Source organism: Ruegeria sp. CDSA246 (assembly GCF_059611225.1).
The window spans coordinates 43,407-68,765 of sequence record NZ_JBXWPD010000007.1; the positions used below are offsets into that span (position 1 = coordinate 43,407).

At 57.2% G+C, this 25,359-nt stretch carries 30 protein-coding genes; 12 read left to right on the forward strand and 18 right to left on the reverse strand.

Features of this window, described 5'->3' with window-relative positions; all coding sequences use genetic code 11:
* Positions 1-12: 12 nt before the first annotated feature.
* Both AC2FI9_RS10340 and AC2FI9_RS10345 read right to left on the reverse strand, forming a co-directional pair.
* The gene (locus AC2FI9_RS10340) at positions 13-303 is read right to left on the reverse strand and encodes an antibiotic biosynthesis monooxygenase family protein (RefSeq protein WP_170414756.1); all 291 of its coding nucleotides are present in this window, start codon (positions 301-303) and stop codon (positions 13-15) included.
* A 97-nt stretch (positions 304-400) separates the two neighbouring features.
* Positions 401-832: an excalibur calcium-binding domain-containing protein gene (locus tag AC2FI9_RS10345; RefSeq protein WP_496767385.1), complete on the reverse strand. Its 432-nt coding sequence runs from the start codon at positions 830-832 to the stop codon at positions 401-403.
* 114 nt (positions 833-946) lie between these two features.
* Between AC2FI9_RS10345 and AC2FI9_RS10350 the strand changes: the two genes are divergently transcribed.
* Positions 947-1,450, forward strand: coding sequence for a HugZ family pyridoxamine 5'-phosphate oxidase (locus AC2FI9_RS10350; protein WP_496767387.1), 504 nt, complete (start codon positions 947-949; stop codon positions 1,448-1,450).
* Here AC2FI9_RS10350 and AC2FI9_RS10355 read toward each other — a convergent pair.
* Positions 1,435-1,842, reverse strand: coding sequence for a universal stress protein (locus AC2FI9_RS10355; RefSeq protein WP_496725906.1), 408 nt, complete (start codon positions 1,840-1,842; stop codon positions 1,435-1,437). The genes AC2FI9_RS10350 and AC2FI9_RS10355 overlap by 16 nt on opposite strands.
* Positions 1,843-1,907: 65 nt before the next feature.
* Positions 1,908-2,234: an antibiotic biosynthesis monooxygenase family protein gene (locus AC2FI9_RS10360; RefSeq protein WP_058278712.1), complete on the reverse strand. Its 327-nt coding sequence runs from the start codon at positions 2,232-2,234 to the stop codon at positions 1,908-1,910.
* A 122-nt stretch (positions 2,235-2,356) separates the two neighbouring features.
* Here AC2FI9_RS10360 and AC2FI9_RS10365 point away from each other — a divergent pair, with 122 nt between their 5' ends.
* Positions 2,357-3,040 (forward strand): hypothetical protein, encoded by a 684-nt coding sequence (locus AC2FI9_RS10365; protein WP_496767389.1) that lies wholly within the window; start codon positions 2,357-2,359, stop codon positions 3,038-3,040.
* Positions 3,041-3,061: 21 nt separating this feature from the next.
* Here AC2FI9_RS10365 and AC2FI9_RS10370 read toward each other — a convergent pair whose 3' ends face one another.
* From AC2FI9_RS10370 to phhA, 5 genes are all read right to left on the reverse strand, one after another.
* Positions 3,062-5,350 (reverse strand): glycosyl hydrolase family 28-related protein, encoded by a 2,289-nt coding sequence (locus AC2FI9_RS10370; protein ID WP_496767392.1) that lies wholly within the window; start codon positions 5,348-5,350, stop codon positions 3,062-3,064.
* Between the two features lie 135 nt (positions 5,351-5,485).
* On the reverse strand, positions 5,486-5,887 hold the full coding sequence (locus AC2FI9_RS10375) for a DUF4864 domain-containing protein (protein ID WP_496725903.1): 402 nt from the start codon (positions 5,885-5,887) through the stop codon (positions 5,486-5,488).
* A gap of 48 nt (positions 5,888-5,935) precedes the next feature.
* On the reverse strand, positions 5,936-7,510 hold the full coding sequence (locus AC2FI9_RS10380) for a lysine--tRNA ligase (RefSeq protein ID WP_496767394.1): 1,575 nt from the start codon (positions 7,508-7,510) through the stop codon (positions 5,936-5,938).
* 121 nt (positions 7,511-7,631) lie between these two features.
* Entirely contained in the window at positions 7,632-7,985 is a 354-nt protein-coding gene (locus tag AC2FI9_RS10385; protein ID WP_496767396.1) for a 4a-hydroxytetrahydrobiopterin dehydratase, read from the reverse strand.
* Positions 7,986-7,992: 7 nt separating this feature from the next.
* Positions 7,993-8,793, reverse strand: a complete 801-nt coding sequence (phhA, locus tag AC2FI9_RS10390) for a phenylalanine 4-monooxygenase (protein ID WP_496767398.1) — start codon at positions 8,791-8,793, stop codon at positions 7,993-7,995.
* Between the two features lie 108 nt (positions 8,794-8,901).
* On the opposite strand from phhA, the gene AC2FI9_RS10395 reads away from it, so the two are divergent.
* Both AC2FI9_RS10395 and AC2FI9_RS10400 read left to right on the forward strand, forming a co-directional pair.
* The gene (locus tag AC2FI9_RS10395; RefSeq protein ID WP_496767400.1) at positions 8,902-9,369 is read left to right on the forward strand and encodes an Lrp/AsnC family transcriptional regulator; all 468 of its coding nucleotides are present in this window, start codon (positions 8,902-8,904) and stop codon (positions 9,367-9,369) included.
* An 81-nt stretch (positions 9,370-9,450) separates the two neighbouring features.
* A complete protein-coding gene (locus AC2FI9_RS10400; protein ID WP_058273455.1) occupies positions 9,451-9,873 on the forward strand; it encodes a tellurite resistance TerB family protein in 423 nt (140 codons plus the stop codon).
* 2 nt (positions 9,874-9,875) lie between these two features.
* On the opposite strand, the gene dacB is transcribed toward AC2FI9_RS10400, so the two are convergent.
* From dacB to AC2FI9_RS10415, 3 genes are all read right to left on the reverse strand, one after another.
* A complete protein-coding gene (gene dacB / locus AC2FI9_RS10405; RefSeq protein ID WP_496725898.1) occupies positions 9,876-11,354 on the reverse strand; it encodes a D-alanyl-D-alanine carboxypeptidase/D-alanyl-D-alanine endopeptidase in 1,479 nt (492 codons plus the stop codon).
* A gap of 65 nt (positions 11,355-11,419) precedes the next feature.
* Positions 11,420-12,040: a nicotinate-nucleotide adenylyltransferase gene (locus AC2FI9_RS10410; RefSeq protein WP_496767402.1), complete on the reverse strand. Its 621-nt coding sequence runs from the start codon at positions 12,038-12,040 to the stop codon at positions 11,420-11,422.
* A 32-nt stretch (positions 12,041-12,072) separates the two neighbouring features.
* Positions 12,073-12,540 carry an MOSC domain-containing protein gene (locus tag AC2FI9_RS10415; protein WP_496767404.1) on the reverse strand — a complete coding sequence of 156 codons (468 nt, stop codon included), beginning with the start codon at positions 12,538-12,540 and terminating at the stop codon, positions 12,073-12,075.
* Between the two features lie 103 nt (positions 12,541-12,643).
* Between AC2FI9_RS10415 and AC2FI9_RS10420 the strand changes: the two genes are divergently transcribed.
* Positions 12,644-13,930 carry a KAP family P-loop NTPase fold protein gene (locus AC2FI9_RS10420; protein WP_496767406.1) on the forward strand — a complete coding sequence of 429 codons (1,287 nt, stop codon included), beginning with the start codon at positions 12,644-12,646 and terminating at the stop codon, positions 13,928-13,930.
* Positions 13,931-14,018: 88 nt separating this feature from the next.
* Positions 14,019-15,674: an energy-dependent translational throttle protein EttA gene (gene ettA, locus AC2FI9_RS10425; protein ID WP_496738966.1), complete on the forward strand. Its 1,656-nt coding sequence runs from the start codon at positions 14,019-14,021 to the stop codon at positions 15,672-15,674.
* Between the two features lie 240 nt (positions 15,675-15,914).
* On the opposite strand, the gene AC2FI9_RS10430 is transcribed toward ettA, so the two are convergent.
* Positions 15,915-16,130: a hypothetical protein gene (locus AC2FI9_RS10430; RefSeq protein ID WP_496767408.1), complete on the reverse strand. Its 216-nt coding sequence runs from the start codon at positions 16,128-16,130 to the stop codon at positions 15,915-15,917.
* Between the two features lie 359 nt (positions 16,131-16,489).
* Between AC2FI9_RS10430 and AC2FI9_RS10435 the strand changes: the two genes are divergently transcribed.
* Positions 16,490-16,618 carry a hypothetical protein gene (locus AC2FI9_RS10435; protein WP_496767410.1) on the forward strand — a complete coding sequence of 43 codons (129 nt, stop codon included), beginning with the start codon at positions 16,490-16,492 and terminating at the stop codon, positions 16,616-16,618.
* A 175-nt stretch (positions 16,619-16,793) separates the two neighbouring features.
* Here AC2FI9_RS10435 and AC2FI9_RS10440 read toward each other — a convergent pair whose 3' ends face one another.
* Complete coding sequence (locus tag AC2FI9_RS10440; RefSeq protein WP_496738963.1) at positions 16,794-17,003, reverse strand: hypothetical protein; 210 nt, start codon at positions 17,001-17,003, stop codon at positions 16,794-16,796.
* Positions 17,004-17,329: 326 nt separating this feature from the next.
* Between AC2FI9_RS10440 and AC2FI9_RS10445 the strand changes: the two genes are divergently transcribed.
* A complete protein-coding gene (locus AC2FI9_RS10445; RefSeq protein WP_058273677.1) occupies positions 17,330-17,536 on the forward strand; it encodes a cold-shock protein in 207 nt (68 codons plus the stop codon).
* A 178-nt stretch (positions 17,537-17,714) separates the two neighbouring features.
* Positions 17,715-18,275, forward strand: a complete 561-nt coding sequence (locus tag AC2FI9_RS10450; RefSeq protein ID WP_058278724.1) for a L,D-transpeptidase — start codon at positions 17,715-17,717, stop codon at positions 18,273-18,275.
* Positions 18,276-18,280: 5 nt separating this feature from the next.
* Here AC2FI9_RS10450 and AC2FI9_RS10455 read toward each other — a convergent pair whose 3' ends face one another.
* Both AC2FI9_RS10455 and AC2FI9_RS10460 read right to left on the reverse strand, forming a co-directional pair.
* Complete coding sequence (locus AC2FI9_RS10455) at positions 18,281-18,895, reverse strand: SOS response-associated peptidase (protein WP_496767412.1); 615 nt, start codon at positions 18,893-18,895, stop codon at positions 18,281-18,283.
* Between the two features lie 4 nt (positions 18,896-18,899).
* Positions 18,900-19,526 carry an arylesterase gene (locus tag AC2FI9_RS10460; protein ID WP_496767414.1) on the reverse strand — a complete coding sequence of 209 codons (627 nt, stop codon included), beginning with the start codon at positions 19,524-19,526 and terminating at the stop codon, positions 18,900-18,902.
* Positions 19,527-19,592: 66 nt separating this feature from the next.
* Here AC2FI9_RS10460 and AC2FI9_RS10465 point away from each other — a divergent pair, with 66 nt between their 5' ends.
* Positions 19,593-20,288 (forward strand): ABC transporter ATP-binding protein, encoded by a 696-nt coding sequence (locus AC2FI9_RS10465; RefSeq protein ID WP_496706040.1) that lies wholly within the window; start codon positions 19,593-19,595, stop codon positions 20,286-20,288.
* The gene (locus tag AC2FI9_RS10470) at positions 20,285-22,813 is read left to right on the forward strand and encodes an ABC transporter permease (protein WP_496767417.1); all 2,529 of its coding nucleotides are present in this window, start codon (positions 20,285-20,287) and stop codon (positions 22,811-22,813) included. Before AC2FI9_RS10465 ends, AC2FI9_RS10470 begins: the two co-directional genes overlap by 4 nt.
* Here the strand turns inward: AC2FI9_RS10470 and AC2FI9_RS10475 are convergent.
* Positions 22,810-23,262: an RrF2 family transcriptional regulator gene (locus AC2FI9_RS10475; RefSeq protein WP_282169762.1), complete on the reverse strand. Its 453-nt coding sequence runs from the start codon at positions 23,260-23,262 to the stop codon at positions 22,810-22,812. The genes AC2FI9_RS10470 and AC2FI9_RS10475 overlap by 4 nt on opposite strands.
* Before the next feature lie 95 nt (positions 23,263-23,357).
* Between AC2FI9_RS10475 and AC2FI9_RS10480 the strand changes: the two genes are divergently transcribed.
* Complete coding sequence (locus AC2FI9_RS10480; protein WP_496767419.1) at positions 23,358-23,927, forward strand: gamma-glutamylcyclotransferase family protein; 570 nt, start codon at positions 23,358-23,360, stop codon at positions 23,925-23,927.
* A gap of 50 nt (positions 23,928-23,977) precedes the next feature.
* On the opposite strand, the gene gltX is transcribed toward AC2FI9_RS10480, so the two are convergent.
* Positions 23,978-25,303 carry a glutamate--tRNA ligase gene (gltX, locus tag AC2FI9_RS10485; RefSeq protein WP_496767420.1) on the reverse strand — a complete coding sequence of 442 codons (1,326 nt, stop codon included), beginning with the start codon at positions 25,301-25,303 and terminating at the stop codon, positions 23,978-23,980.
* Between the last annotated feature and the right edge of the window lie 56 nt (positions 25,304-25,359).

A 25,359-nucleotide genomic window follows, 5' to 3' on the forward strand; every position in this document is an offset into this window, starting at 1 on the left:
CTGGGCGAGGTATTATCCCTTGTCCCAGTGGACCACGACGTCATACCCTGCAGGCGACGGCGGACCTTCGAGAAACTCGGCAAAATGTCCCCAAAGTTTGGCCACTTTGGACGCGTTCGCGTTTGATGTTTCCTCGCTTTGGACAACTGCGACGACAAATCCGGTACCGTCTTCATTCATGACATTGGTAAAGCTGTGCATACCTTCCATGCCCATAATCTGATCTTTCAATTCATTCATTTTGGCCTCGGCAGCATCCCGCATGCCAGGCTTCATTTTGAACTGCGTAATACGTGCAAACATGACTTTCCTCCCTTTCAGGGCGAAATCCCCCACTGACGGCCGAAGCGGCGCGTCACGCGCACTATAGCATAGATTCGAATGTTTCGGATCGAGGTGATCAGGGCCGGACGAACTTGGCCGAACCCACCTGCCGTTGAGGCGCCGTCGCAGCCGGTTGAGGGTCCGCAGCCGGTTGGGGGATTGCGAACTGAGGAGCCGTCGCCCCGCAGGCCACACCATCTCCATCCGTATCGTTGCGCGTGTGGTATCCCGGCTCACCGTCCCAGTACGGCCCCGGCACCAAGGCTTCGGCGGCCTGGCAGCCAGCCAAGGCCACCAGATGCAACAGGGCATCGGGGCCTTCGAATTCTGATGTCCGCAAAAAAACACCCACCGCGATCGCCGCAGTGGTCGCGGGCAACATAAGGATCATGATAATAATACGAAAAGGCGACAGCGCCCGTCTGCGCTGCGCATCCGCGCGCCGATGTCGCGCTGCGGCTCTTGAGTTTTTCTTATTCGAGCCTTGCTCGGAATCATTGAGCGCCATACCGGACACCTAACCCGGATTTGTGGCAAAACCGAGACCCGAATGTCCCTCTCGCGTATAGGTCGCTATGCGGATAATGTTGCATCCGGATGTACCCCCAAGGCTAAAACACCGATGACCAAAACCGACCCGTATCGCCCGGTCGATGAATCAGCCTGCCAAATGGCACGCGACCTGATCGAAAACGCGACGTTCGGCGCGCTGGCCGTGTTGCACCCTGATACGGCGTTACCTTCTGTGTCGCGCGTAGCCCTTGCAACGGATGATCGGGGGCGGCCGGTCACGTTGATCTCAACCCTGGCCGACCATACCCGGGCACTGACCACCAATCCGGCCTGTGCGCTGTTGATTGGTGAGCCCGGTGATACAGGCGATCCGTTGACGCACCCAAGGCTGACGCTGCATGCCAACGCGCAGCTCGTCGCCAGAAAGACAGAGAAACACGCCGCGCTGCGCGCGCGGTATCTGAGCCTGAGGCCCAAAGCCAAGCTTTATGCGGACTTCACCGATTTCGGGTTTGTCACGTACACCATTTCCGATGCCGTTTTGAACGGCGGCTTTGGCAAGGCATGGCGCCTTGCCCCAACCGATATCTGGACCGATCAGCGCACCACATGAACGGCGCAGGCCGCATGGCGCACCACATGGTTGGTCGTGGAACCCAGCAACAAATCCTGCATCCCGGGACGGTGAGACGCCATGATGATCAGGTCGGGCTTATGTTCGACCGCCCAATCAAGAATTGTCCGGCCCGAATGACCCTCGACCAGAACACCATTGGCGTTGGGCAGTTTTTCGGCAAGCGCGTCCAGTTCCATCTGCAGCGCCTTGCGTGCCTCGGCCAGATACTCTGGCGGCATGTAGGAAATGGCGTAACTCGGGATGTGTTCGACCACGTGCAGCAACGTGACCTGCGCATCCGATGTCGCCAGTATTTCGGCCAGCTTCAACGGCCCCGAGATATCCCTTTCGGCATCAAAGGAAATGGGGACAAGAATATTGTGATACATGACGCGCACCTCCGTTTTCACGCCTGAATCCTGCACCATCTCAGGCTGTTAGGCATTGATTCAGATCAGGCTCCACCAAAAGTCCCGGCCACCTCATACATCACCGGCTCAAAACTTTTGCACAGCTCGTTAATCTGCCGATTGCGGTTTCGCATTTCCGTGGTGCGCAGCATGGCCAGAAAATCCTCGCGGCGTTCCCATTGCGAATAGTTGGCGATCCGCGTCTGCGCGTCATTCACGTGCAGTCCCGCAGCGACAAATCCGGGCTGTTTCGAGATGAATTCCGCATAAGCGTCTGTCAGAGCTTCCAGCAAGTCCTGGCAGGTGCCGGGCGTCATCTCAAAGGTCGTGATAACTGTCTGGACGCTGGCGTCTTTGGCAATCTTCGGCATCTGGATTCTCCTCTATCTGTTTCAAACTTAACATAGGTTTTGAAAAGGTCTTGTGTTTCCTTTGTCATTCAGCGGCATAGAATTCCTGCAGAATTCGGCCAAATCCTAACGATCCGTTAACCATGCTGGCGGATGCTGCGCGCATGCGCCAGGTTTCAATCCTTCTGATTTTGTTGTTGGCAGCCTCACCAGCCTGGTCTGGCGCTTGGTTGCGGGACAAGGGCGCAGCTTTTGTATCGACTGCCGTAACGGCGTTTAAGGAACCGGATTACGGATACGACTACAAAGGGTCATTTTATGCCGAGTACGGGTTGCGGGAGAAGCTAACGCTTGGCCTGGACGTTGAAGAGCACCGCGACATTTATGGGCATGCTCTGGTGTTTGCCCGCTTGCCTGTCGCCGAATTCGAAAAGTCAGGGCGCTTTGCTGCCGAGATTGCAATCGGTGCCCATCATCGCCAGATGCGAGCCTGGGCCTTGTACAAAGCCACGCTCTCGTACGGCAAGGGGTTTCAGACCGGCTGGGGCAATGGCTGGATCGCCATTGACGCTGCACTGGAATTTCGAACGCATGATGCGGTATATCGCAAGTTGGACCTTACTGCAGGCCTGTCATCCCCGCGCCTTATTAACCCCCTGCTGCAGATCGAAACCGCGTACCAAAGCGACCACCCCCTGCACTGGAGGATCAAGCCCTCAATCATGATCCGCACCAAGGACAGCCCCACCACATGGGTTCTGGGCTTGGAACGCAATGATGCCCGCAAGAATACGGGCATCAGGCTGGCTATCTGGAATACATTCTAAGACGCCCGTGATGGGGGCCGCTTAGTATTCCATACGCATGATGGCCGACACCGACCCACTGACGGGCAAAGGCCAGCGCATTTGGATGGTGTCCTGATTTGCGCCCTGCTCTAGCTCGACATAGGGCGTGGCATGAACGATCTGCCCGCCCGCATTTCTGAGCGGCCCCAACACCGTAACCGCATCGCATCCGCGTGCCTTGCCGCCAAAGGGCAACCGGCCGTCAGCAGGAATGGTCCAAACCGAAGATGCCGATTGTTGCGAGCGTCGGATCCGCAACGGGTTTTCCACCTTTGCGTTGATGCCATTGAACGTGTTGTCTTCGAAAATCACGTTCAGATGCGCCGAATGGTTCAGATCGGCAAAGCTGGTATCGACGCGGTCGGCCCGGTCGATACGACCGCTGCTTGACCTGAATTTGTTCCCGGTCACGACCACTCCGTTCAGATAGTGCCCGGCCCCATGAGGGCGAATGACGATCTGACTGAACCACGGCGCGACTTCGCTGGCATAAAAGATGTTGTCCGAAATTGTCATCGAACTGAAGGAATATCCGCTTGTGTAGACCGGGTTTGCATCCCGCTCGTTGGTCCATTCGACAAAGCAGTTGTCGACATAATTTTCGGAAATGGTCGAGCTGTTATAAGTCCCGGTCATGATCAGCCCGGCACTGCGGATACCCTGCGGAATGCTGTCTCCTTGGAAAAAGTGGTTGCCTAAAATCAGGTTGTTGGATCCGGCCAACACAGCAAAATGCAGGAACCGCACGGCGCGATTGTGCCGTAGTTTGATATCGTTTGCATTGGCATTCAACGCAATGGATTTGCGGTCGGACACGTTGAAGGATTCTTCGGTCGACAGGAACTGGCAATTGTCGATCAACATCCCCTGACATCCGGTCCCGTGCGAGCTGATGCCGCGATCTTTGGGCCGGCTGATAAAGCAATTCGTCACCGCGAAGGTACTGCCGGACGGCGCAAGCCGGATCGCGCTGCTGCGGCCGTTGCACTGAAATTCGATCTCTTCCATACCAAATTTGCGCAACGTACTGAAACCGCTGAAATCCAACAGGTATTTGAACGACTGGAACGTGAAGGTTTGCGTCCCCGCCGCATCAAAGAGCGGGTCATTCAGCCTGATCTCTCCGGCACCGACATCCTTGGAGCGCACATAGATTTCACGCCCAACACCATTGCCCTGCACCAGCGCGCCAACCGGAATATTGGCGATGTTCTCCACATTGGTCAGCTTGGTCGAATCCGCCGGGTTGTAGGTTGCGACCGAGGTGAACGTCTCGGTATCCCAGGCCGCACTGCTTTTGACATCGAACTGCCCGTTACGGATGATGCGCCGGGTCGAAAAACCGCCCTGCCGGTTCGGAACGGCGGCGGCCATGTTAATCGGCGCCGTAACCGAGATTTTACGCCCGCCCATATCCAGCGATTCATGGTCCGAATTGTTCAGCAACGCCTGAAACGCTTTTTTGAACGCCAGTTCTTCATCCCCAAATGCCGCGATATACGCTGGAAGGTCGAAGTTCTTTGTCAACAATAACATCTTGTCGTCAGGCATGGTGATGGTGCCTTCAAAATCCATCTCGGACGACATCGATGTGTTCTGCGCCAGCAAATACGTCCCCTTCGGAACATAGATCCGGCGACCGCCGGCCGCCTGATCCGCTGCTTCGAACGCTACGGAATCGTCGACGACGCCATCGCCGATTGCACCATAATCACGCACGTCGACAGTGCTGATCATTTCGCGCAGGAAGATGCTGGTGACATCGGTGATCTCGATATCATCGACCCGAACGAGCGAACCGTTGGCACCATCGATATTCAGGCCGAAATGCCCATAAAGCGCAGCAACGCCCCAGGGCATGTCGACGCCCGAGCGTTGACCATTGCCAACGATAGCTGTGATTTCATGGACGGTGCCATAGCCCGATAGCTGCGTGACCGGCCCCTGATCAACGACGCCGTTTACCTGCTGGTCACCTGCCCCGCCAGCCCAGGCCGCAATACGAACCTGGGGCAAAGGACCGCTGATGGCTTTGACACGTGCTTTGATTTGCAAATAGCACCCCGGGATCAGGGGCGTCTGTCCCATGTAGCGAAGCTGCTGGGTTGCCTGCACCTTCAGGATTTCAAGGCAACCGCCGAAATCCGGGTCTGCCGGAACGAATGCCCCATTCGGTGCCCCATTATAGGTTGGCGAACCCGGTGTCCCGTCGCCTCTGGACCAGACGCTCAGACCATTCGCGAAAGCAGGCGGCATGAAGACGATGCCGTCGGTGATTGCCTTGTTCATAGAAATCCCTTTCCCAATCGCCCGCAGCAGGTCGCCGCGCGCACAAACCCAGTGTCCGGGGCTGCCCGAACGCAAAAGTCTGAGTACCGAATAGGGATTAACCGCCGCTCATATCACCGTGACGGTGGTGTTGCATCATGCAGCTGGATCTGAATTTCCCAAAAGCTGCACACCATTGATCTTCCAGCCGTTTTCCTGCCGAACCATCTGATAATCCAAAACGTGCACTTGTCCATTGCCATCCGTGACCATAACCTTCTGCCACAATGCGCCAGCAACCTCTCGCAGTTCCAGAAAGCGAACATCTGCAGGTCTCCAGACCATGGGATAGCCATTGCGAACCATCGCTCCGAAATTCTCAGGCGTTCCGAAAAAGCTCTGGATGTTGGGGCTTGCGAAGGTAAAGGCAGTGGCAAAATCATCCGCCTTAAACGCCTGTATTTGCGCCGCAATATTTGCCTCGATCTCGGCACTTTGGGCAAACGCGCCCGTAGCCAGTCCGGCACTGAGTGATACAGCAAGTAGTAAACGACGCATGGGGTCACCTCCTGATGAAAGGGTAGGCCCATGCGGTTTCAGGTCAAATCAGGCCAGATCCCCGGCCAAAGCCTTGTCGATCAATGCGATGGTTTCCGGCACGCCGTAAAGGGCAATAAACCCGCCAAAGCGTGGACCCTGCGAGGCACCCAGCAGCACCTCATAAAGCGCAGTGAACCAGCCGCGCATCGGGTCGAACCGTTCCCGCCCGATGGAATACACCACCGATTGCAGCGACTCGTCCTCGACCGGGCCATCGTACGCCTCAAGCGCGGCTTTCAGAGCCTCCAGCGCTTCGCGTTCGTGATCGGTCGGCGCGCGGTGCTGGCGGGTGGGTTTGACGAAATCGTTGAAGTAACGCACGGCAAAGCCAGCAGCCTGATCCAGATCCGGGTGCGTGTCGGGCGTGGCCTCGGGCGCATAACGACGGATAAAGCCCCACAGCGCCTCTTTGTCCTCGGCCCCGGACACAGACGCCAGGTTCAGCAGCATCGCGAATGGCACGATCAGGGTGGATTCCGGAACGTTCCCGCCATGAATGTGCCAGACGGGATTGTTCAGCTGTGCTTTCAGATCCTGTCCCGGATACGCCCTCAATTGCTGATGATATTCATCATATGCCTTCGGGATCACGTCGAAATGCATCCGCTTGGCCGTCTTGGGCTTTTGATACATGAAGTAAGTCAGGCTTTCGGTCGGCGCATAGGTCAGCCATTCGTCGATCGACACACCATTGCCCGAAGATTTGGAGATCTTCTGACCGTTTTCGTCCAGGAACAGTTCATACGAGAAATGCTCGGGCGCGCGGCCACCCAGCGCACGACAGATCGCGTCATAGATCTTTTCGTTCGTGGCGTGTTCCTTGCCGTACATCTCGAAATCAACGCCCAGCGCAGCCCAGCGCGCGCCGAAATCCGGCTTCCACTGCAGCTTGACGTGGCCGCCTGTGACAGGAACCGTCCATTCTTTACCGGTCTCATCGTCAAAGGTCACGGTGTAGGTCTCAGCACAGACCTTTTTCATCGGCACATACATGACCCGCCCGCTTTCGGGGTGCAGCGGCAGGAAGATTGAATAGGTCTGCTTACGTTCGTCCCGCAGGCTTTTGAGCATGATCGCCATGATCTCGTCATAACGCTCAACCGCACGCTTCAGGATCTCATCAAACCGTCCGGACTCGTAGAATTCCTTGGCCGAGTAGAATTCATACTCGAAACCAAACGTATCCAGAAAACGGCGCAGCATCGCGTTGTTATGTTCGCCAAAGCTGTCATGCGTGCCGAAGGGATCTGGCACCGAGGTCAGCGGGCGCTGCAAGTGCTGTTCCAGAATCTCGGGGTTTGGCACATTGGTTGGCACCTTGCGCATGCCGTCCAAATCATCCGAGAAACAGATCAGCTTCGTCGGGATGTCCGACAGCGCCTCGAACGCGCGTTTGACCATCGTCGTTCGCGCCACTTCGCCAAACGTGCCGATATGCGGCAGACCTGAGGGACCATAGCCCGTTTCAAACAGCACGTATCCCTTTTCCGGAGCACCTTTCTGATAGCGTTTGAGCAACCGGCGCGCCTCTTCAAAAGGCCAGGCCTTGGACGACATCGCGGTTTCACGCAGTTCAGACATCAGATTTGCTCCATCGGGAAAAACAGTGTCGGTCGCCCGATGCAACCGACCGACCCCTCCTATTGTGCCGGTGCAGCATGAGTCAATAAAGCGCGCTGTTTTTCCTGATGGAAAGGACGATTTAAGCTGTCAACTGGTCCAGTTTCGCAGCCCAGATAAAGTCATTTTCGCTGAGGCCGCCGATTTCGTGGGTCGTCAGTTTGACATCCACATATCCCCACCCGAAGCAGACTTCCGGATGGTGCCCCTGCTGATCGGCCAACCAAGCGCAGAGATTTGCAAGATAGGTCGCCTTGGCAAAGCCTTTGAACTTGAAGTGCCGGCTCAGCATCTTTGCATCCACGTCCAGTTGCCAGTCGGACGAGAGCTCCGCAAAATGGGTGTTGGCCTCATCGCGAGTCAAAGCCGGGACGCCGCCGGAACAGGGCACACAAGTACGGTCCGACAGACTGCAGGTTTCTCCTGATGTGGTCATGATCCGTTTACTCCGCTGCGGTTGCTTTTTCCGGAAACTTGTTCGGCAGCAATCCAAGGGATTGAGCTTTGCGCACGTCCTGCAACAGGTCGCGCTCGGCAGCTGCAAACAACTCCTCAGGTGAGTTTAACACGAAATAGCCCATTTGGTGCATGTCGATCCGATAGGGCGTGCGCAGGATTGCCATAATGTCGAACGGGTCCCGATCGGGGATATCGCTCTCGACAGCATAGACAAGCTCGGTCGGCGAAGACGCAAGCCCTGAGCCCAGTGCCCTGATCTCACCATCCTGACGACGCAGACCAAATTCGATTGAGAACCAGTACAGTCGGATCAGCCAAGAGTAATCCTTGTCGCTGGCCTGTACCCCGGCCTTCCCAATGGCATGGCTGAAAGCCGCAAAGCGGGGATCGCTCAGCAGGGGCGTATGACCGAAAATCTCGTGAAAGATGTCAGGCTCTTCGATATAGTCGAAATCTTCGCGCGAGCGGATAAAGGATGCGGCGGGAAAGACCCTGTCCGCCAGCATGCCGAAAAAAGTCTTGAACCCGATCAGCGCAGGCACCGGTTGGACCCGCCAGCCGGTCATATCCAGAAGCCGTTCAGAGATATCGGCACAAGACGGCACGGTGGTTTTGGGCAGATCCAGTCTTTTCAACCCGTCCAGATAGTCCTGCGCCATATAGCGCTGAACATTTTCCTCTTGGGCTGCGTAAAGGTCGGCCCAAACCGCATCCTCTTCTGACGTGTACGCGATATGGCCGCGCGCATCGGCGATCTTGGCGATATATTTGGTCGACTTGGGCATCACTTTTTCTCCTTGTGAAGAGTTTACCCCCTTGGATTGAGAAAATTGGTTTATAGTCGCAGATAAATCTGAAAGTTTTGGCAAATACATATCGCGGAGTGATTTTTTATGAAACAAACGCTTCAAGTTGCCGACATCGCCATTTTGCAAGAGCTTCAAATGGATGGCCGCCAGTCCATGCAGGACCTAGCAGATCGCACAGGGCTATCCGCGTCGCAGTGCTGGCGGCGAGTGCGCGACCTTGAGGCCACTGATATAATCTCTGGCTACACAGCGCAGGTGCGCGCCAAATCCGTTGGGCTGAACGCCATCGCCTATGTCCACGTGGCTTTGCGCGAACATCAAGAGGACAGCATCAATGCGTTCCTGCGCCTGATTGAAACCGAACCTCAGATCGTCGAGTGTGCCTCGATCACCGGAGATCATGATTTCATTCTGAAAGTCTACGCCAAAACCCCAGAGGAACTTGAGCACTTCATTATGCAGCGACTATTGAAATCCGGCCTTGTGCGCGACACACGCAGCAATTTTGTACTGCGGCAAACCAAAACGCGCGGTCCTTTGCCCATTCTCTAGCCTCGCCGAAGCGAAACCCGTTGAACCTGCCCGCTTGCCCACCTATCGTGCTGACGCAGAAAGCCTAATCAGGACGACACCATGACCGAACAAGTACCCCATCCAATGTCCCCACAGGATTGCCTTGTAGCGATCATGGTTGCAATCTCTGCGTCTGATGAGACCATCCGCACCGCTGAGCTGGTCAAGATCGAAGGCGCGGTCAATATGCTGCCGGTTTTTGCCGAGTATGACATCGACCGAACCCGCCGCGTTTCGCAAACTGTGTTTGACCTGTTTGAACAAGAAGACGGGCTGGATGCGCTGTTCGGCCTGATCCGTGACAACCTGCCCGAACGGCTGAACGAAACCGCCTATGCGCTGGCCTGTGATGTGGCCGCCGCCGACGGCTCGTTGGCGGAATCCGAGCTGCGCCTGCTTGAAGAAATTCGTTACGAGCTGAGCATTGATCGCCTGCATGCCGCCGCGATCGAACGCGGCGCTCGGGCACGTCACACTACCTGATCTTAGCTTCCGGCCATAGACCCCCAGCGCTCGATCAGTGCGCGTTGGAGTTTGCGCGAGCGATTGTTCCAGCTTCGCGCGCCTTGTGGTCGTTCGCGCTGCGCGCGCGGAATCGTGGCACGGTGGTCGACATCTGCAGTAAAAATCGCAAAGGCAAGTTCGGAACCGCCCGGCGCTGTGATGAAACCTCCAAGGCCGGATACGAAGTTCAACGTACCGGTTTTAGCATCAACCTTGATCGGGTGGTCTTGAACGGGCCGTCCCTGACTGTCCGCAAGGGTGAATTTTTTCAGCAAGGGTTTCAATGCGCCCGCCTGTTTCGCAGCAACCAGAGCTGTTACCAAATCTCCCGGTGCCATTCGGGACGCATCACCCAGGCCCGAGTGATCCACCATGGCGATCCCAGTCACACCGTATGTCTCGGTCGCCCAACGGTTCATCTCGGCCGCAGAATCCGCCAATGATTGCAAGTTGGCGCCGCGCGCTTGCGAGGCCGCCATACCAACCATCTCAGCCGTCAGGTTGGTCGAATACTTCAACATGCCGCGCAGTATACTATCCAGCGGGTCACTGTGATGCACCACAAGCAAGGTTCCCTTCGGTGTTTCGCGCATGACCTGCACGCGACCCAATTGGATCCCATTCGCGCGCGCCAGCGTCCTGAACACATCCCCCGCATAAAGCGCAGGCTTGCGCACCGGCAACCACCGCGCCCCACCAGTACCAAGCGCCCCTTGCGCCACGGTCCAGCGGTCCTGCCGCGCGCTGGATTCATAGGTGTAGATAGGCGCTTTTCGTTTCTCAATCTGCATAGAGGCCACATCGACCGACGGTTTGTACCGCGCGCTGCGCGCATCCATGGACACGTCATAGCGGGTACCATCACGTTTCCACTCAAAGTGCACCCGGTTGAAATTCAACGATATGCCACTGATTGAAGGACTATAGCCCAGATGATCCGGCTGCCCCGGATCGATACTGAACACATAAGGCAGCGCCCCCTCATAAACCTTGAACGCACCCTGAACTTCGGAAATCCCAGCCTCGCGCAAATTCGCCGCCAAATTGGCCAACGCATCGGTGTCCAGCAGCGGGTCGCCACCTCCCACAAGGATCAAGTCACCTTTCAGGATACCATTTTCGATCGGTCCATCCGCCATCAGGGCGGTCTCGAACCGGTAGTCCGACCCCAAGACATCCAACGCATAAAGAGCTGTCAGCGCCTTGGCCACGCTTGCCGGCGGCAGCCCCTGATCGCCGCTGAACTCTTCCAGCTGCGTGCCCGTTGTTGCATCCGCCACCGCGAACACCACCTCACCACGTAACCCGGCCGCTTGGACAAGTCGCTCGACCCCGGTCGGTACGTCGCCTCGCAATTGAGGGCGCAACGAGACCAAAGGCGCCTCGGCCAGCACAGCAGAAGGGATCAAAGCTGCCCCCAGCCCTGCTAAAAATCCACGTCGAGAAAATCGATCAGTCATAAGTCGAATAAAATCTCACAGATTAAATACGCACAACCACAGATATAGATTATGCGCGCATGGGGCTATTCCGGCAACACCTCAGCGCCCCAGCCACCGCGCTCCCGGATTTGGCTGGAACTTACATCGACCATCGGTACGTTCACGAAACACCACGCGGGCGCATCGGCGCGCCCCAGCAGACGCCGCGCCTGCCCATCTATGCGGTACTTGGCGTAAAGCCGCGCAGCAGGGGACATTCGCGCAGAAATCCGGTCGCCGGGGCGCGCAATCACACCGACAGGCACGCTGTCCATGATCAACCGCCAATTCTTCCACTTATGGAACTGCGCCAGATTATCCGCGCCCATGATCCAGACAAACCGCACTTTGGGATAAAGACGCCGCAGTTCGGCCAACGTATCCGCCGTGGCCCGCGTCCCAGTCTGCGCTTCGATATCCGTCACCTCGACCCCAGGGTGTTGCATCAGCCCACGCGCCGCCGCCATTCGCTGCGCAAGCGGCGCAGGCCCCCGCGCCTTCAAAGGGTTGCCCGGAGACACCAACCACCACACCCGATCCAGTCCAAACGCCTTCATCGCCTCAAGCGTGACATGCACATGCCCCTGGTGCGGCGGGTCAAACGACCCTCCGAACAGCCCGATGACCTGCCCGGGCCGCGCGTATGGAATACTAAAACGATCCATGCCTTGCTGATGTTCAGAACTGGACAACGTTGTCAATCAATCGGTCGAACCTCATCGCCCAGCTTGCCCCGCCCGGGCCGCAGCACTTCGGCGCACCATCCCCCATGGCCGCGCACGGCAGAGTACCCGCCTGTGCCCAGCGCCTCTTCCATCCGGCTGCAAGGCGCACAGATGATGGTGATGCGTAAAACGGCCTCCCCCACCTGCACCTCGCGCCCCTTGAGCGCCGCCAGATTGATCCCTGACACCACCAGATTGCGCCGTAGGATGTCCGGGGAGACGGCACCCCGCCCAAGATAGGATCCGATCGCCGCCAGATGTTCTTGCTGAATCAAAGTCACCGCCCGCTTGCCCGCGCGGCTGCGGTCGCCGTCGAGACCGTCATTGGAAATCACGACCTCGTTCACAACAACCATCTCCGACCGCCGCTCAGACCGAAGACCGATCCATTCAATATGACCCGGCTGCGACCAACCGGCAATGAGATCTTTTAAGGACAAAAAAGGCTCCGAGAATTTCACACCTCCCCTCATCTAGCAGTCTGGCCGTTCCCGAGGCAGCCGCTAATAGCAGCGCTGATTGATTTGTGAATTGGAGCCAAACATGCGCCCGACCATTCCCGAACCCAAAATCAAGCTTTACAAAGATGGGTTTGACGAACACGACAAACTCTCACGCAAACCCACCGGCGAAAAACTATCGGAACTGGTTGAGCGCGTCGACGACCCACTTGTGATTGCTTTGGACGGAGCGTGGGGGGGCGGCAAATCGTTATTCCTAAAGTGTTGGGTTGGAGAGCATCTGAAACGTGACGGGAACACGACTCAAACCGTTTATTTCGACGCGTTCGAACATGACTTTCTGGACGATCCTTTGATTGCGCTGACCGGAGCGATTGCCGAACGGTTCGAAGAAGCAGATGACAAAACCGCTCAGAAGGCTTGGAAAAAAGCCAAACAAGTCGCCCCCGCCCTCGGCCGCGCGCTTGTGCGCACTGGGGTTTCAGTGGCAACGGCGGGCCTCGTAACTCAGGCAGACGAATTGGCAGATGCCGCTATCAACACCGTTTCCAGCGAGCTAGACGGCGAAATAGCCGAGTTCTGGAAAAGAGAGAGCGGAAAACGCGTAGCTATGGAAGGTTTCCGTCAAGCACTTATTGATTTGACAGAACCAAACGAGGATGAAACCCCAACACGAAAACTCATCGTTGTAATTGACGAGTTGGACAGGTGCCGCCCGGACTATGCACTTTCGCTGCTGGAGATCATCAAGCACTTCTTCAACGTATCAGGCGTTCACTTCGTATTGGGGGTAAACCTATCGGAATTGGAGAACAGTGTTCGTGTACGGTATGGGAGCAAAGTAGATGCGGCGACTTATCTTCAGAAGTTCTACTCTATCGTTATGAAACTGCCGCGACGCATTCAGTACACTCAGGACTATGAACTCTACTTCCTTCACGCGTCTGGCCAAATGCAGATACCCAAATCCATTCACGAAATAACAGGTGCGTTGCTAAAGCTTTACAAAGGTCCGACACCTATGACCCCAAGGACTATTCAACGGATCCTGTCAGTTCTTGCCTTGCTTCCACCAAACAGGCCGCAACACATTTCAGACGAGATATTGGTCACTGCAGCAATCGTGAAGGTTTGCGCTCCTGGCGTGTACGAAGCGATGAGACGGAACGAGGTAACGGTACAAAACCTGCAACAGGTTTTTAGCTTTGGTTCGGACGAACAGCACCTGTGGAACCTTGTATTGAAGGCTGCTTCTGGAAGCCAAGTGGAATGGGGACCAGGCCAGCTATTGATATCCGAGTATCTCCTTCCAGAAACATGTGACGAATATCTGGAGGTCTTTGACTCTAGCGCACTGGAAATCAGATAGTGCCGTTGCAATCATCCGCGATTGCCCCCACCCAAAGCATCCGCTATCACACCGCCCAACTTGATTTCCCCGACCCAGAGGACGCGACATGGCCGCCTATCAATATGTCTACCACATGCAGGGTGTCTCCAAGACCTATCCCGGTGGCAAGAAGTGCTTTGAAAACATCCACCTGAGCTTTCTGCCCGGTGTGAAAATCGGTGTTGTAGGCGTCAACGGCGCGGGTAAATCGACGTTGATGAAGATCATGGCGGGCCTCGACAAGGACTTCACCGGCGAGGCCTGGGCCGCCGAGGGTGCCAAGGTCGGCTATCTGCCGCAGGAACCGAAACTGGATGAAACCCTCAGCGTTCGAGAAAACGTCATGCTAGGCGTGGCCGAAAAGAAGGCGATCCTTGATCGCTATAACGAACTGGCGATGAACTACAGCGACGAAACCGCTGATGAGATGGCCAAACTGCAGGACGAGATCGACAGCCAAAACCTGTGGGACCTCGACAGCCAGATCGACGTCTCGATGGAGGCGCTGCGCTGCCCAGCAGACGACGCCAACATCGCCAACCTGTCGGGCGGTGAGAAACGCCGGGTCGCGCTCTGCAAACTGCTGCTGCAGGCCCCCGACATGCTGCTGCTCGATGAACCGACCAACCACCTGGACGCCGAAACCATCGCCTGGCTGCAGCAACACCTGATCGACTACAAGGGCACTATCCTGATCGTCACCCACGACCGCTATTTCCTGGACAGCATCACCGGCTGGATCCTTGAACTCGACCGTGGTCGGGGCCTGCCTTACGAGGGCAACTACTCCGCATGGCTGGAACAAAAGGCCAAACGATTGGAACAGGAAGCCCGCGAGGACAAGTCCAAGCAGAAAACCCTGCAGCGCGAACTGGACTGGATGCGTCAGGGCCAAAAGGCCCGTCAGGCCAAATCCAAGGCCCGGATCAACGCCTACAACGAGCTGGCCGAACAGTCCGAACGCGAAAAGCTGACCCGCGCCCAGATCGTCATCCCCAACGGCCAGCGCCTTGGCGGCAAGGTGATCGAGGTCGAGGGTCTGTCGAAACACATGGGCGACAAGCAACTGATCGAGGGGCTGGACTTTGCCCTGCCCCCCGGCGGCATTGTCGGTGTAATCGGCCCCAACGGCGCCGGTAAATCGACCCTGTTCAAGATGCTCACCGGTCAGGAACAGCCCGATAGCGGCACCATCACGCTGGGCGACACGGTCGAGCTGTCTTATGTCGACCAGTCCCGCGACGACCTTGCCGACAGCGACACCGTGTGGGAGGCGATTACTGGCGGTGCCGAGATCATCCAACTGGGCGACGCGCAGGTCAATTCTCGCGCCTATTGCTCGTCCTTCAACTTCAAGGGCGGCGATCAGCAGAAGAAAGTCTCGTTGCTGTCCGGCGGTGAGCGCAACCGCGTCCACATGGCCCGCCTGCTGAAAGAGGGCGGCAACGTCCTGCTGCTCGATGAACCAACCAACGATCTGGACGTCGAAACCCTGCGTGCGTTGGAAGACGCGCTGGTCGATTTCGCCGGCTGCGCCGTGGTCATCTCGCACGACCGCTTTTTCCTGGACCGGATCTGCACGCATATTCTGGCGTTCGAGGGCGATGCCCATGTGGAATGGTTCGAGGGCAACTTTGAGGATTACGAAGAGGACAAAAAGCGCCGCCTTGGACCGGATGCGCTGGAGCCCAAGCGGTTGAAGCATAAGAAGTTTGCGCGGTAAGAACTTAGATTGAAGCCCGGAACCAACGTATTTGATTCCGGGCCTCAAATAGCCTGATTGAAATGAGTAACAACGTAGATATCGGTAATACGGTTTGACTGGCGTGTGCGGCTGTTATTCTAAGCTTCTCCAGACCATTTGTGAGCCTTAAGCAGCCGGTCGGAGTTCAGCCTCTCACAACACAAGTCACGTTGTCCGCGCGTTCTCGATCTGTGCCTTACAACAGTCTACGGAAGTCAGTTACTTTTGCGACTGGCCGACTGGCTGTTGGTTTTCACCACTCCGAACCTGCTTCTCGTTCAGAACATCTCCAAAAAGCACAGTCAGTTCCTTTTTGTTAACCGCTCCAGAGTTCGCAATTTGCGTTTTCCCGGCAAGCTCTTTTGGCACCGAATTTTCCTGCTCCGCTGATTTGAAAATGTGGTCTAAGATCGACTTGAAAAACATATCTTTCACCGTGCGTGTTGGGTTTCTCGAAATTGTTAAAACTGAATATTCGTTGCAATGTTCCGCTGCGGGCCGATCCGAGCGTGCGGTGGACGTCGGCTCAAGGACCGTGTTTCCGTGAGTGGCCACCCGCAGCGGTGCAGCGTACATATGAAAGAATGATCAAGTGCCAACGGGGAAGAAATCCGCGTTCTGCGTCATTTTTGAACAGCCAGTCAAAAAGTCTTTTTGTGATGTGGCTTTGCGAACTAAAGCTCATGCCACCGCCCCTATCGTGACGTTACGGCACTATTTTTTGCTGATAGTTTTAAGTGCTTCTTTTGCGGATTGTCGGGGTTCTAAACTTAGGTTCTGCAGAGGAGTGATGGGTGAAATCACCCATCCTACGGTTCGACAATCTCCCTTTTGGTGGCGATGCCACTCCATTCCAGATCAACGCGACCCGCACCAATATCGTGGTGAATGGACGAATTCGGCCTATGGGTTGGAAGCTCTAAAAACCGTGTTTGACAGGATTACCCCAGCAATGTGCCATGTGATTACGAAAATCTCGCTCATCACGGATCCAGTGCTCCGAAAACCTGCGTTGCCAAATCCCACGTTTCTATTCGACAACTTTCGACCCGCCCCGCGGACCGAATACGCCGACACCCCGTACAAACCGAATTTTGGTCAACCGCCACCGTGTCGAATAATCCACATCTCCCGGCGGCAAGGTTCAAACCGCGTGCCGATGATCCGGCAACACAACAAACGCGTCACCACAAAGGCCGCGCGCAATTGCTCCAACTCGCGTACTAACAAATCCGATAATCGATCGGCCAGAGACGCGGCAAAAAAGTACTTGGCTCCGGGAATGCGGATGCGGCAGTGATTGCTCATGCTGCAACCTGATCACAGGCTTGGTTGGAGTTTTCTAGATGCCCACTCAGCGCACAGATCGCATGGCCTTTCCTTATCAAAGACCGCTGAACCAATAGCCAAACCCATCGGCGGATTCTTGTGCAAATCGGGAAACTGGCCCTCAAACCCTTGTACGAAACGCACAAAATCCCTTGTCACACGCCCACCCCGATGCCATATCAATGGGGCTTACGTTTTTCTATTTCGACCCACTGTCACCGTTTCCGGCGCTCAGTCTATCGATACAGACAACGACGCCGGGCTGCCGCAACTCCGTGGGCAGCACTAAACAGGAGACAACGGATATGCCCACAGGCACCGTAAAATGGTTCAACACCACCAAAGGTTTTGGCTTTATCGCACCTGAGGATGGCGGCAAAGACATCTTCGTTCACATCTCGGCTGTCGAGCGTTCGGGCCTGACCGGTCTGGCCGACAACCAGAAAGTCACGTACGAGCTGCGCGCTGGTCGTGACGGCCGCGAAAGCGCCGACGATATCGCACTGGCCTAAGGCCATGAAAGGGCAGAGGTTACCTCTGCCCTTTTCACATCACGCGGGACAAAACTGCAACACAAGTGTGTCCCTGCGATTACATCACAATACGGTTACTCTTGGCAGATGATTGACCAGATCGGTTATCATTCCGACACTGGTTTACGATTTTCCTGTTGTCCTTAAGAGAACCGATATGTTCACACGTCGCACTTTCCTTGCAGCATCTGCTGCCGCTGGCCTGACACCCGGTATTGCTTCGGCCAAGAAGAAAGCCGTTGAATACGACCCCACGCCCCAGTTCGTTCGGGTCAAGAAACAATTTCTGCCGGGGCAGCTTCTGGTCGCGCCACGGTCCTTCTACCTGTATCTCATCACAGAACCGCGCAAGGCGATCCGCTATGGGTGCGGCGTTGGCAAGGCAGGTTTGGAATTCACCGGCACAGCCACGATCGACGTCAAGAAAGAGTGGCCGACATGGCGCCCCACGAACGAGATGATCGAACGTGAACCGCTGACTTACGCCAAGTTCAAGGACAATGATTATGTTCAACCGGGCGGAGATGGAAACCCGCTGGGGGCACGCGCGCTCTACCTGTTTCAGAATGGGGTCGACACCTATTTCCGTATCCACGGCACGACGCAACCGCAAACCATCGGGCGCGCGGCCTCAAACGGATGCATTCGGATGCTGAACGCCCATGTCATCGACTTGTATGAGCGTGTACCGGTGGGAACTGTGGTCACGGTTGTCTGAGGCGGTCACGACCCGGACCAGTCTACGTCCGTCGCCTCTTCGATCTGCAACAACCCGTCCGGCCAAGGTTGCGCCAGAGCCTTGGCGTCGTCCTCGGTTCCTGTAACCCATGTCTGAATGTCGGCAGGTTGCAGCAGGACGCCCATTCGATGGTGTATCGGCTCCAGATCAGCATTAGGTGGGCAGGTCACAGCTGCAAACTGGTCAACCCGCAGACCGCCCGGAGCCTGCCAACTGTCGGTGATCGCAGCGAAGAACAGAGGTGAGCCATCCGCCGAGGCGATGCGCCATGCTGTTTTTCGACGTTTTTCGCCTATCCACTCGTACCACCCGTCGACTGGAACAACGGCTCGGCCAACGCCATCGAAGGCGGTTTTGTCAAAGACGGTTTCGGATCGGGCGTTGATTATGGTTTCCATCACCGGTCGACCGCGCGCATTGACGCGCCCAACCGGGATCATGCCCCAACGCATGGGCGTCAGACCTTGGGTAGTCAGAACGATCAGTTCCTGACCCGGTTGAATGTTCCTTCGCGGCGGCTGTGGGTCCACGTCACACTGGACATTCAAAAACTGGGCGATCTCAGACATTGGCCGTGTCAGAAAAAATCGCCCGGGCATCTTCTCAATCCTGCTTGGTCGAGGTTTCGACCAGCTCCAGCACGTAAGGCCCAAGCGCTGCTACAATCCGCGCCACGCCTTCTTTGTTGGGGTGAATTCCGTCCGGTTGCATGAACTGCCGGACTGCGCTCGGGTCGCCGTTTGGCTGCAACCCTTCAAAAAAGCTTTCCGCAAACACAAGCTGATATGCCTTGGCCAGATCCGGGTACATCGCATCAAAGGCCTGCTTGTAATCGACCCCGTAATTCCCCGGTGCCTGCATTCCGATCAGCAACACCTCAACCTCCGCCACCCGGGCGGAGGTTACGATTGTCTCAAGGTGCGCGCGCGAGACAGCCGGGTCGATACCGCGCAGCAGATCGTTGCCGCCCAGCGCTACGATCATCGCGTCCACGTCAGGTGTAAGCGTCCAATCCACACGGGCCGCGCCGCCAGCTGTCGTATCCCCGGAAACTCCGGCATTGATCAATTGCACGTCTGCGCCCTGATCCTTCAGCCATTGATCCAACTGTGGTACGAACCCGTCCTGTTCCGGCAGCCCGTATCCTTGTGTCAGCGAGTCCCCGAGGGCCGCGATGACCAACGGTTCCGCTGTGGCGGCAAAGCCGCAACACGCAAACAGTAAAGCCATCAGAGCCTTGCGCATTTTTTGAACAACTCCATATCCCAAAATGACCGTCTCCTTTTGGACGTACTTATGACGACACCAGTTCTTTCGCTCCAAAATGCCGCTTTGTCGCTGGATGGCAATGCCGGCCGGGTCAATATCCTGCACGATATTACCCTGACCGTCGCCAAAGGCGAAACGCTTGGGCTTGTCGGACCGTCCGGGTCCGGCAAATCCTCGCTGTTGATGCTGATGGGCGGGTTGGAACAGGCAAGCGCGGGCAAGATCACAGCCCTTGGCCAGGATCTGACTGGCATGGATGAGGATTCTCTGGCCCGTTTCAGACGCAATGCGATGGGGGTCGTCTTTCAGAACTTTCATCTGATCCCAACAATGACCGCCCTGGAAAATGTGGCCACGCCGCTGGAATTGGCCGGACACAAGGATGCGTTTCAACGCGCTGCGGCAGAACTTGACGCGGTTGGCCTGTCGCACCGCCGCGATCATTATCCGGCGCAATTGTCGGGCGGCGAACAACAACGCGTTGCGCTGGCCCGGGCCGCCGCGCCGCGTCCGCAAATTTTGCTGGCGGATGAACCGACAGGAAATCTGGACGAAACGAACGGCGCGGCTATCGTCGATTTATTGTTCGGCCTGCGCGACAAACACGGCGCCACTCTGGTGCTTGTAACCCACAGTCATAGTCTGGCGCGCAAGTGCGATCGGGTTGTACGCTTGCGCGACGGGCGAATTTCGGAAGACAGCCAGCAAAAGGCTGCGGAATGAGCTTTCGGCTGGCCGGGCGTCTGGCACGCCGTGAACTTCGGGGCGGGCTGCATGGGTTTCGCGTTTTCCTCGCGTGTCTTGCGCTGGGTGTCGCCGCAATCGCAGCAGTTGGATCGGTGCGCCACGCGATCCAAGCTGGATTGGCCGAAGAAGGCGCGGCCCTGTTGGGCGGGGATGCGCAACTGGAATTCACCTACCGATTTGCCACAGATGACGAACGCGCCTGGATGGACCAGACCGGGACAGCTGTCTCTGAAGTGGTCGATTTTCGCTCTATGGCTGTTGCTGATCAGGGCGCTGAAACGCAACGCGCGCTGACACAGGTTAAATCAGTCGACGACACCTACCCGTTATTGGGGTCTCCGGTTTTGCAGCCTGCACTGCCCCTGTCGGCGGCTTTAGGGACGCATCAAGGGCTTCCGGGCGCAGTTATGGACCCGTCGCTTATTGATCGGCTAAGCCTTTCCGTCGGAGATCGCTTTGCACTGGGGACGCAGGAATTCATCCTGACCGCCGCATTGATCCATGAACCGGACGGGGCGGCAGATGGCTTTGGTCTGGGCCCTCGCACGCTGGTGCGGACCGAAGACTTGCAAGCATCCGGCCTGTTGGCCCCGGGAACTCTGTTTTCCACCAAATACCGCCTGGCCCTGCCATCAGGAACCGATCTGCAAGATCTAGCGGTAGAAGCGCGTCAGAATTTTGAGGGCACCGGTATGCGATGGACCGATGCTCGCAACGGAGCGCCGGGGATTGCGGAATTCGTCGGGCGGCTCAGCGCATTTCTGGTTCTGGTCGGGTTATCAGGCCTTGCAGTCGGCGGTATCGGAGTATCGGCGGCTGTGCGCGCCTATCTGTCGCAAAAGACCGAGACTATCGCGACATTGCGCACTCTGGGCGCTGACAGGGCGACAATTTTCCAAACTTATATGATCCAGATCGGTGTCCTGTCGGGGATCGGGATCTTGCTGGGCCTTGCCTTGGGCGGGTTGCTGCCGCTGCTGCTGGCCCCCTTGATTGAAGCCCGGTTGCCTGTACCCGCGGTTTTCTCATTTTATCCGGCACCGCTTGCCGAAGCAGCGTTGTACGGTTTACTGACGGCCTTTCTGTTCACGCTCTGGCCCCTTGCCCGCACCGAAGACGTCCGCGCAGCGACCCTGTTTCGGGATGCTCTGACCTCGGCACGTGCGGTTCCACGAGGGGTATACCTCATCGCAACTGGTTCCGGCCTCGCGCTGCTGATCGCGTCAGCTGCCTGGTTCAGCGGCTCGGCGCGCCTGACGTTCTGGACCGCCGGAGGGTTGGTGGGCGCGTTGCTGCTGCTGTCCGCTGCGGCCTATGCGGTGCGCCGGCTGGCTCGGCTTAGCGCCCCATCAGCGCGCGGGCGTCCGGCCCTTCGGTGGGCCTTGTCGGCCATTTCCGACCCTCGCGAGGGCGCTGCATCCGTTGTACTGTCTCTGGGTCTTGGGCTTTCGGTTCTGGCGGCCGTTGGGCAGATCGACGGCACCTTGCGCAATGCAATTTCCGGCAACTTGCCGGACGTTGCCCCGTCTTACTTTTTCGTCGACATCCAGAAGGACCAAATGCCGGGTTTTAACGACAGGTTAACCACCGACCCCGGCGTCAGCCGGATCGAAAGCGCACCGATGCTGCGCGGGATCATAACGCAGATCAACGACAAGCCCGCCCGCGAAGTGGCAGGCGATCATTGGGTACTGGATGGCGACCGGGGCATCACCTATTCCGTCCGGCCACCTGATAACGCGCGCATAACCTCGGGCGAATGGTGGGCCGAAGACTATACCGGTACCCCGCAGGTGAGTTTCGCAGCCGAGGAGGCGGAAGAAATGGGCCTTAAACTCGGCGACCAATTGACCGTGAATATTTTGGGCCGGGACATTACCGCAGAACTTACATCAACGCGCGAGGTTGATTTTTCAAACGCAGGTATGGGCTTTATCATGTCCATGAACCCATCGGCCCTTGCAGGTGCCCCGCACAGTTTCATCGCGACGGTCTATGCCGAAGAAAAGGCCGAAACTGCAATTCTGCGCGATTTGGCCGGGAAGTTCCCCAACATAACGGCGATCCGGGTGCGCGATGCGATTGACCGCGTCTCGGGCCTGCTGGCGGGCATCGCAGCAGCCACGTCTTATGGCGCGGGTATTTCTCTGCTGACCGGCTTCTTGGTCCTCATCGGTGCTGCCGCGGCCGGGGAACCCGCGCGCCGATATGAGGCCGCCATCCTCAAAACACTGGGCGCGGACCGGCGGCGCATCCTGTTCAGCTTTGCCCTGCGCGCCGCGCTGTTGGGCGCGGCTGCTGGTGGCGTTGCGCTACTGACCGGCATCCTAGGTGGGTGGGCCGTTGCCACCTATATTTTCGACACGAAATTCTCGGTGATCTGGCCGTCCGCAATCGGAATTGTTCTGGCGGGCATCATCGTGACGCTTGGCGCGGGGCTGATCTTTGCCCTGCGTCCCCTGGCCGTCCGCCCTGCCCGCATCCTGCGTGCCAGCGATTAACCGGCGCGCGCGCAGGCAACCGGTTGCAGGATCTGCAGCAAAGGATCGTTGTCGCAGATCAGGGCGTCGAGCGTGATCTCGTCCAGTGAGGCATAGAAGACCTCAGCCGCGTCCTGAAGCGCCATCCGCAATCGACATGCATCCGTCAATGGGCAGGTGTTGTCGGCATCCGCAAAACACTCGGCCAGCGGCAGGTTGCCTTCGACATCACGAAACACCGATCCGATCCGGATCTGTTCGGCCGAACGCGCCAGAACCATACCACCGTTACGACCGCGTTGGGTGCTAAGATAGTCCAACTGGCTTAGCTGATTGATGACCTGCGCAAGATGGTTCTCGGAAATATTGCAGACTTCGGCAATCTCGGACTTGGTAACCAGCCTATCCTGATGAGCTGCACAATACATCAGCAGCCGTACCGCAATGTTCGTCCGTTTGGTTATCCGCATCGTGACCTCCCAAGTTTCAAGATGCAGACTTATTGCATGTCCGGCATAAAAGCGGTTTGACATACATCAATCGTCAGGAAAGGACGCACAGGCCCATGGCAGATCCCTATTTCTTTGGCTACGGCAGCCTTGTGAACCTTTCGACGCACGACTTTCCCGATCCGCATCCTGCCCGGCTAAAAGGCTGGCGGCGCGCGTGGCGACACACTGACCTGCGACCGGTCGCCTTTCTGACGGCAGTTTCGGACCCTGCGTCCGAAATCGAAGGCATGATTGCGCATGTGCCGAAAAATGATTGGATCGCCCTAGACAAACGGGAATGGGCCTATAAACGAATTCCCGCCACACAATCCGTCACGCACCCGGTAAAGCATGAGGTCGAGATTGCCGTCTACGCTGTGCCTCTTGACCGGCACAATGCTCCAAGCAATCACCACCCATTGCTACTGAGTTACATTGATGTGGTCGTGCAGGGATACCTGCGCGCATTTGGTGAAGACGGCGCAGATCGTTTCTTTGCCACCACAGATGGATGGGATGCACCAATCCTGAACGACCGGACCGAGCCCCGATACCCGCGCCATCAACAATTGAAACCAGCCGAGGCTGAATTCGTGGATGATCGTCTCAGCCGTCTCTCAACCCGGATTGTGCAGAACGCATAGAAAAAAGCGGGATCGAACGACCCCGCTTTTCCTCATTCTCTCCAATACGCTCAAGCTTTTGCGCGGATTACCTGCAGCAGGGGCAGCAACGTGGCCATCTCAGGCCCGCGTTCCATGCCGGTCAGCGCCTTGCGCAACGGCATAAACAGGCCCTTGCCCTTGCGGCCGGTCGCTTCTTTGACCGTGCTGGTCCATTTGCCCCAGGTTTCGCCATCGAACGAACCTTCAGGCAGCAGCGCCATAGCCTCGGCGATAAACTCACGATCCTCATCCGCGATCAGCGGCTCAGCCCCATCGCGGCACAGCTCCCACCAGCCCTTGAGATCAGCCAAAGTGGTGATGTTCTCGCGCGCCATCGCCCAGAAGGGTTCGGCCAGATCGGCAGGAACACCAGCATCAGCCACAGCCTCGGCCACGTCGGCCAAAGGCAGGGACTGCAGATGCTTTGCCGTCAGCGGGAACAGGTCCTGCACATCGAACTTGGTCGGCGCAGCCCCAAAACGGTTCACATCGAAACCTTCAATCAGTTCCGCCATTTCCGAGCGCAGCTCAACCGGGTCGGAGGAGCCTAGACGCGCCATCAGGCTCAGCAACGCCATCGGCTGCACGCCCTGTTCACGCAGATCACGCAGAGCAAGCGTGCCAAGTCGCTTCGACAGGGCCTCTCCTTGCGGACCGGTCAACAGCGAATGGTGCGCAAAACGCGGGCAGGTGCCGCCCAGCGCCTCGATGATCTGAATCTGGGTCGCGGTGTTGGTCACATGGTCCGAGCCACGCACCACATCGGTGACGCCCATTTCGGTGTCATCCACCACCGACGCAATCGTGTAGAGAACCTGACCGTCGCCACGGATCAGAACCGGATCGGACACGGATGCCGCATCGATCGAGATGTCGCCCAGAATGCCGTCATTCCACTCGATCCGCTCGTGATCCAGCTTGAAGCGCCAGACGCCGCTGCCACGCTCGGCCCGCAGCGCTTCTTTCTCGGCATCACTGAGGTTCAGCGCCGCGCGGTCATAGACCGGCGGCTTGCCCATGTTCAGTTGCTTCTTACGCTTGAGGTCCAGCTCGGTGGGCGTCTCGAATGCCTCATAGAACCGGCCCATCTCGCGCAACTTGTCTGCGGCTTCGGCATAACGGTCCAGACGATCCGACTGACGCTCAACCCGGTCCCAGTGCAGGCCCAGCCACTCCATATCCTGCTTGATCGCATCGACATATTCTTCCTTCGACCGCTCAGGATCGGTGTCATCGATGCGCAGGATGAACGTACCGCCGGCCTTGCGTGCGATCAGATAGTTCATCAGGGCGGTGCGCAGGTTGCCCACGTGGATGTAACCGGTGGGCGACGGGGCAAAACGGGTGGTTGTCATAGGTGTCTCCTGTTGGCGCGGCTCATGTCACAGGATTGGTCGATTGTCCAGCTAAG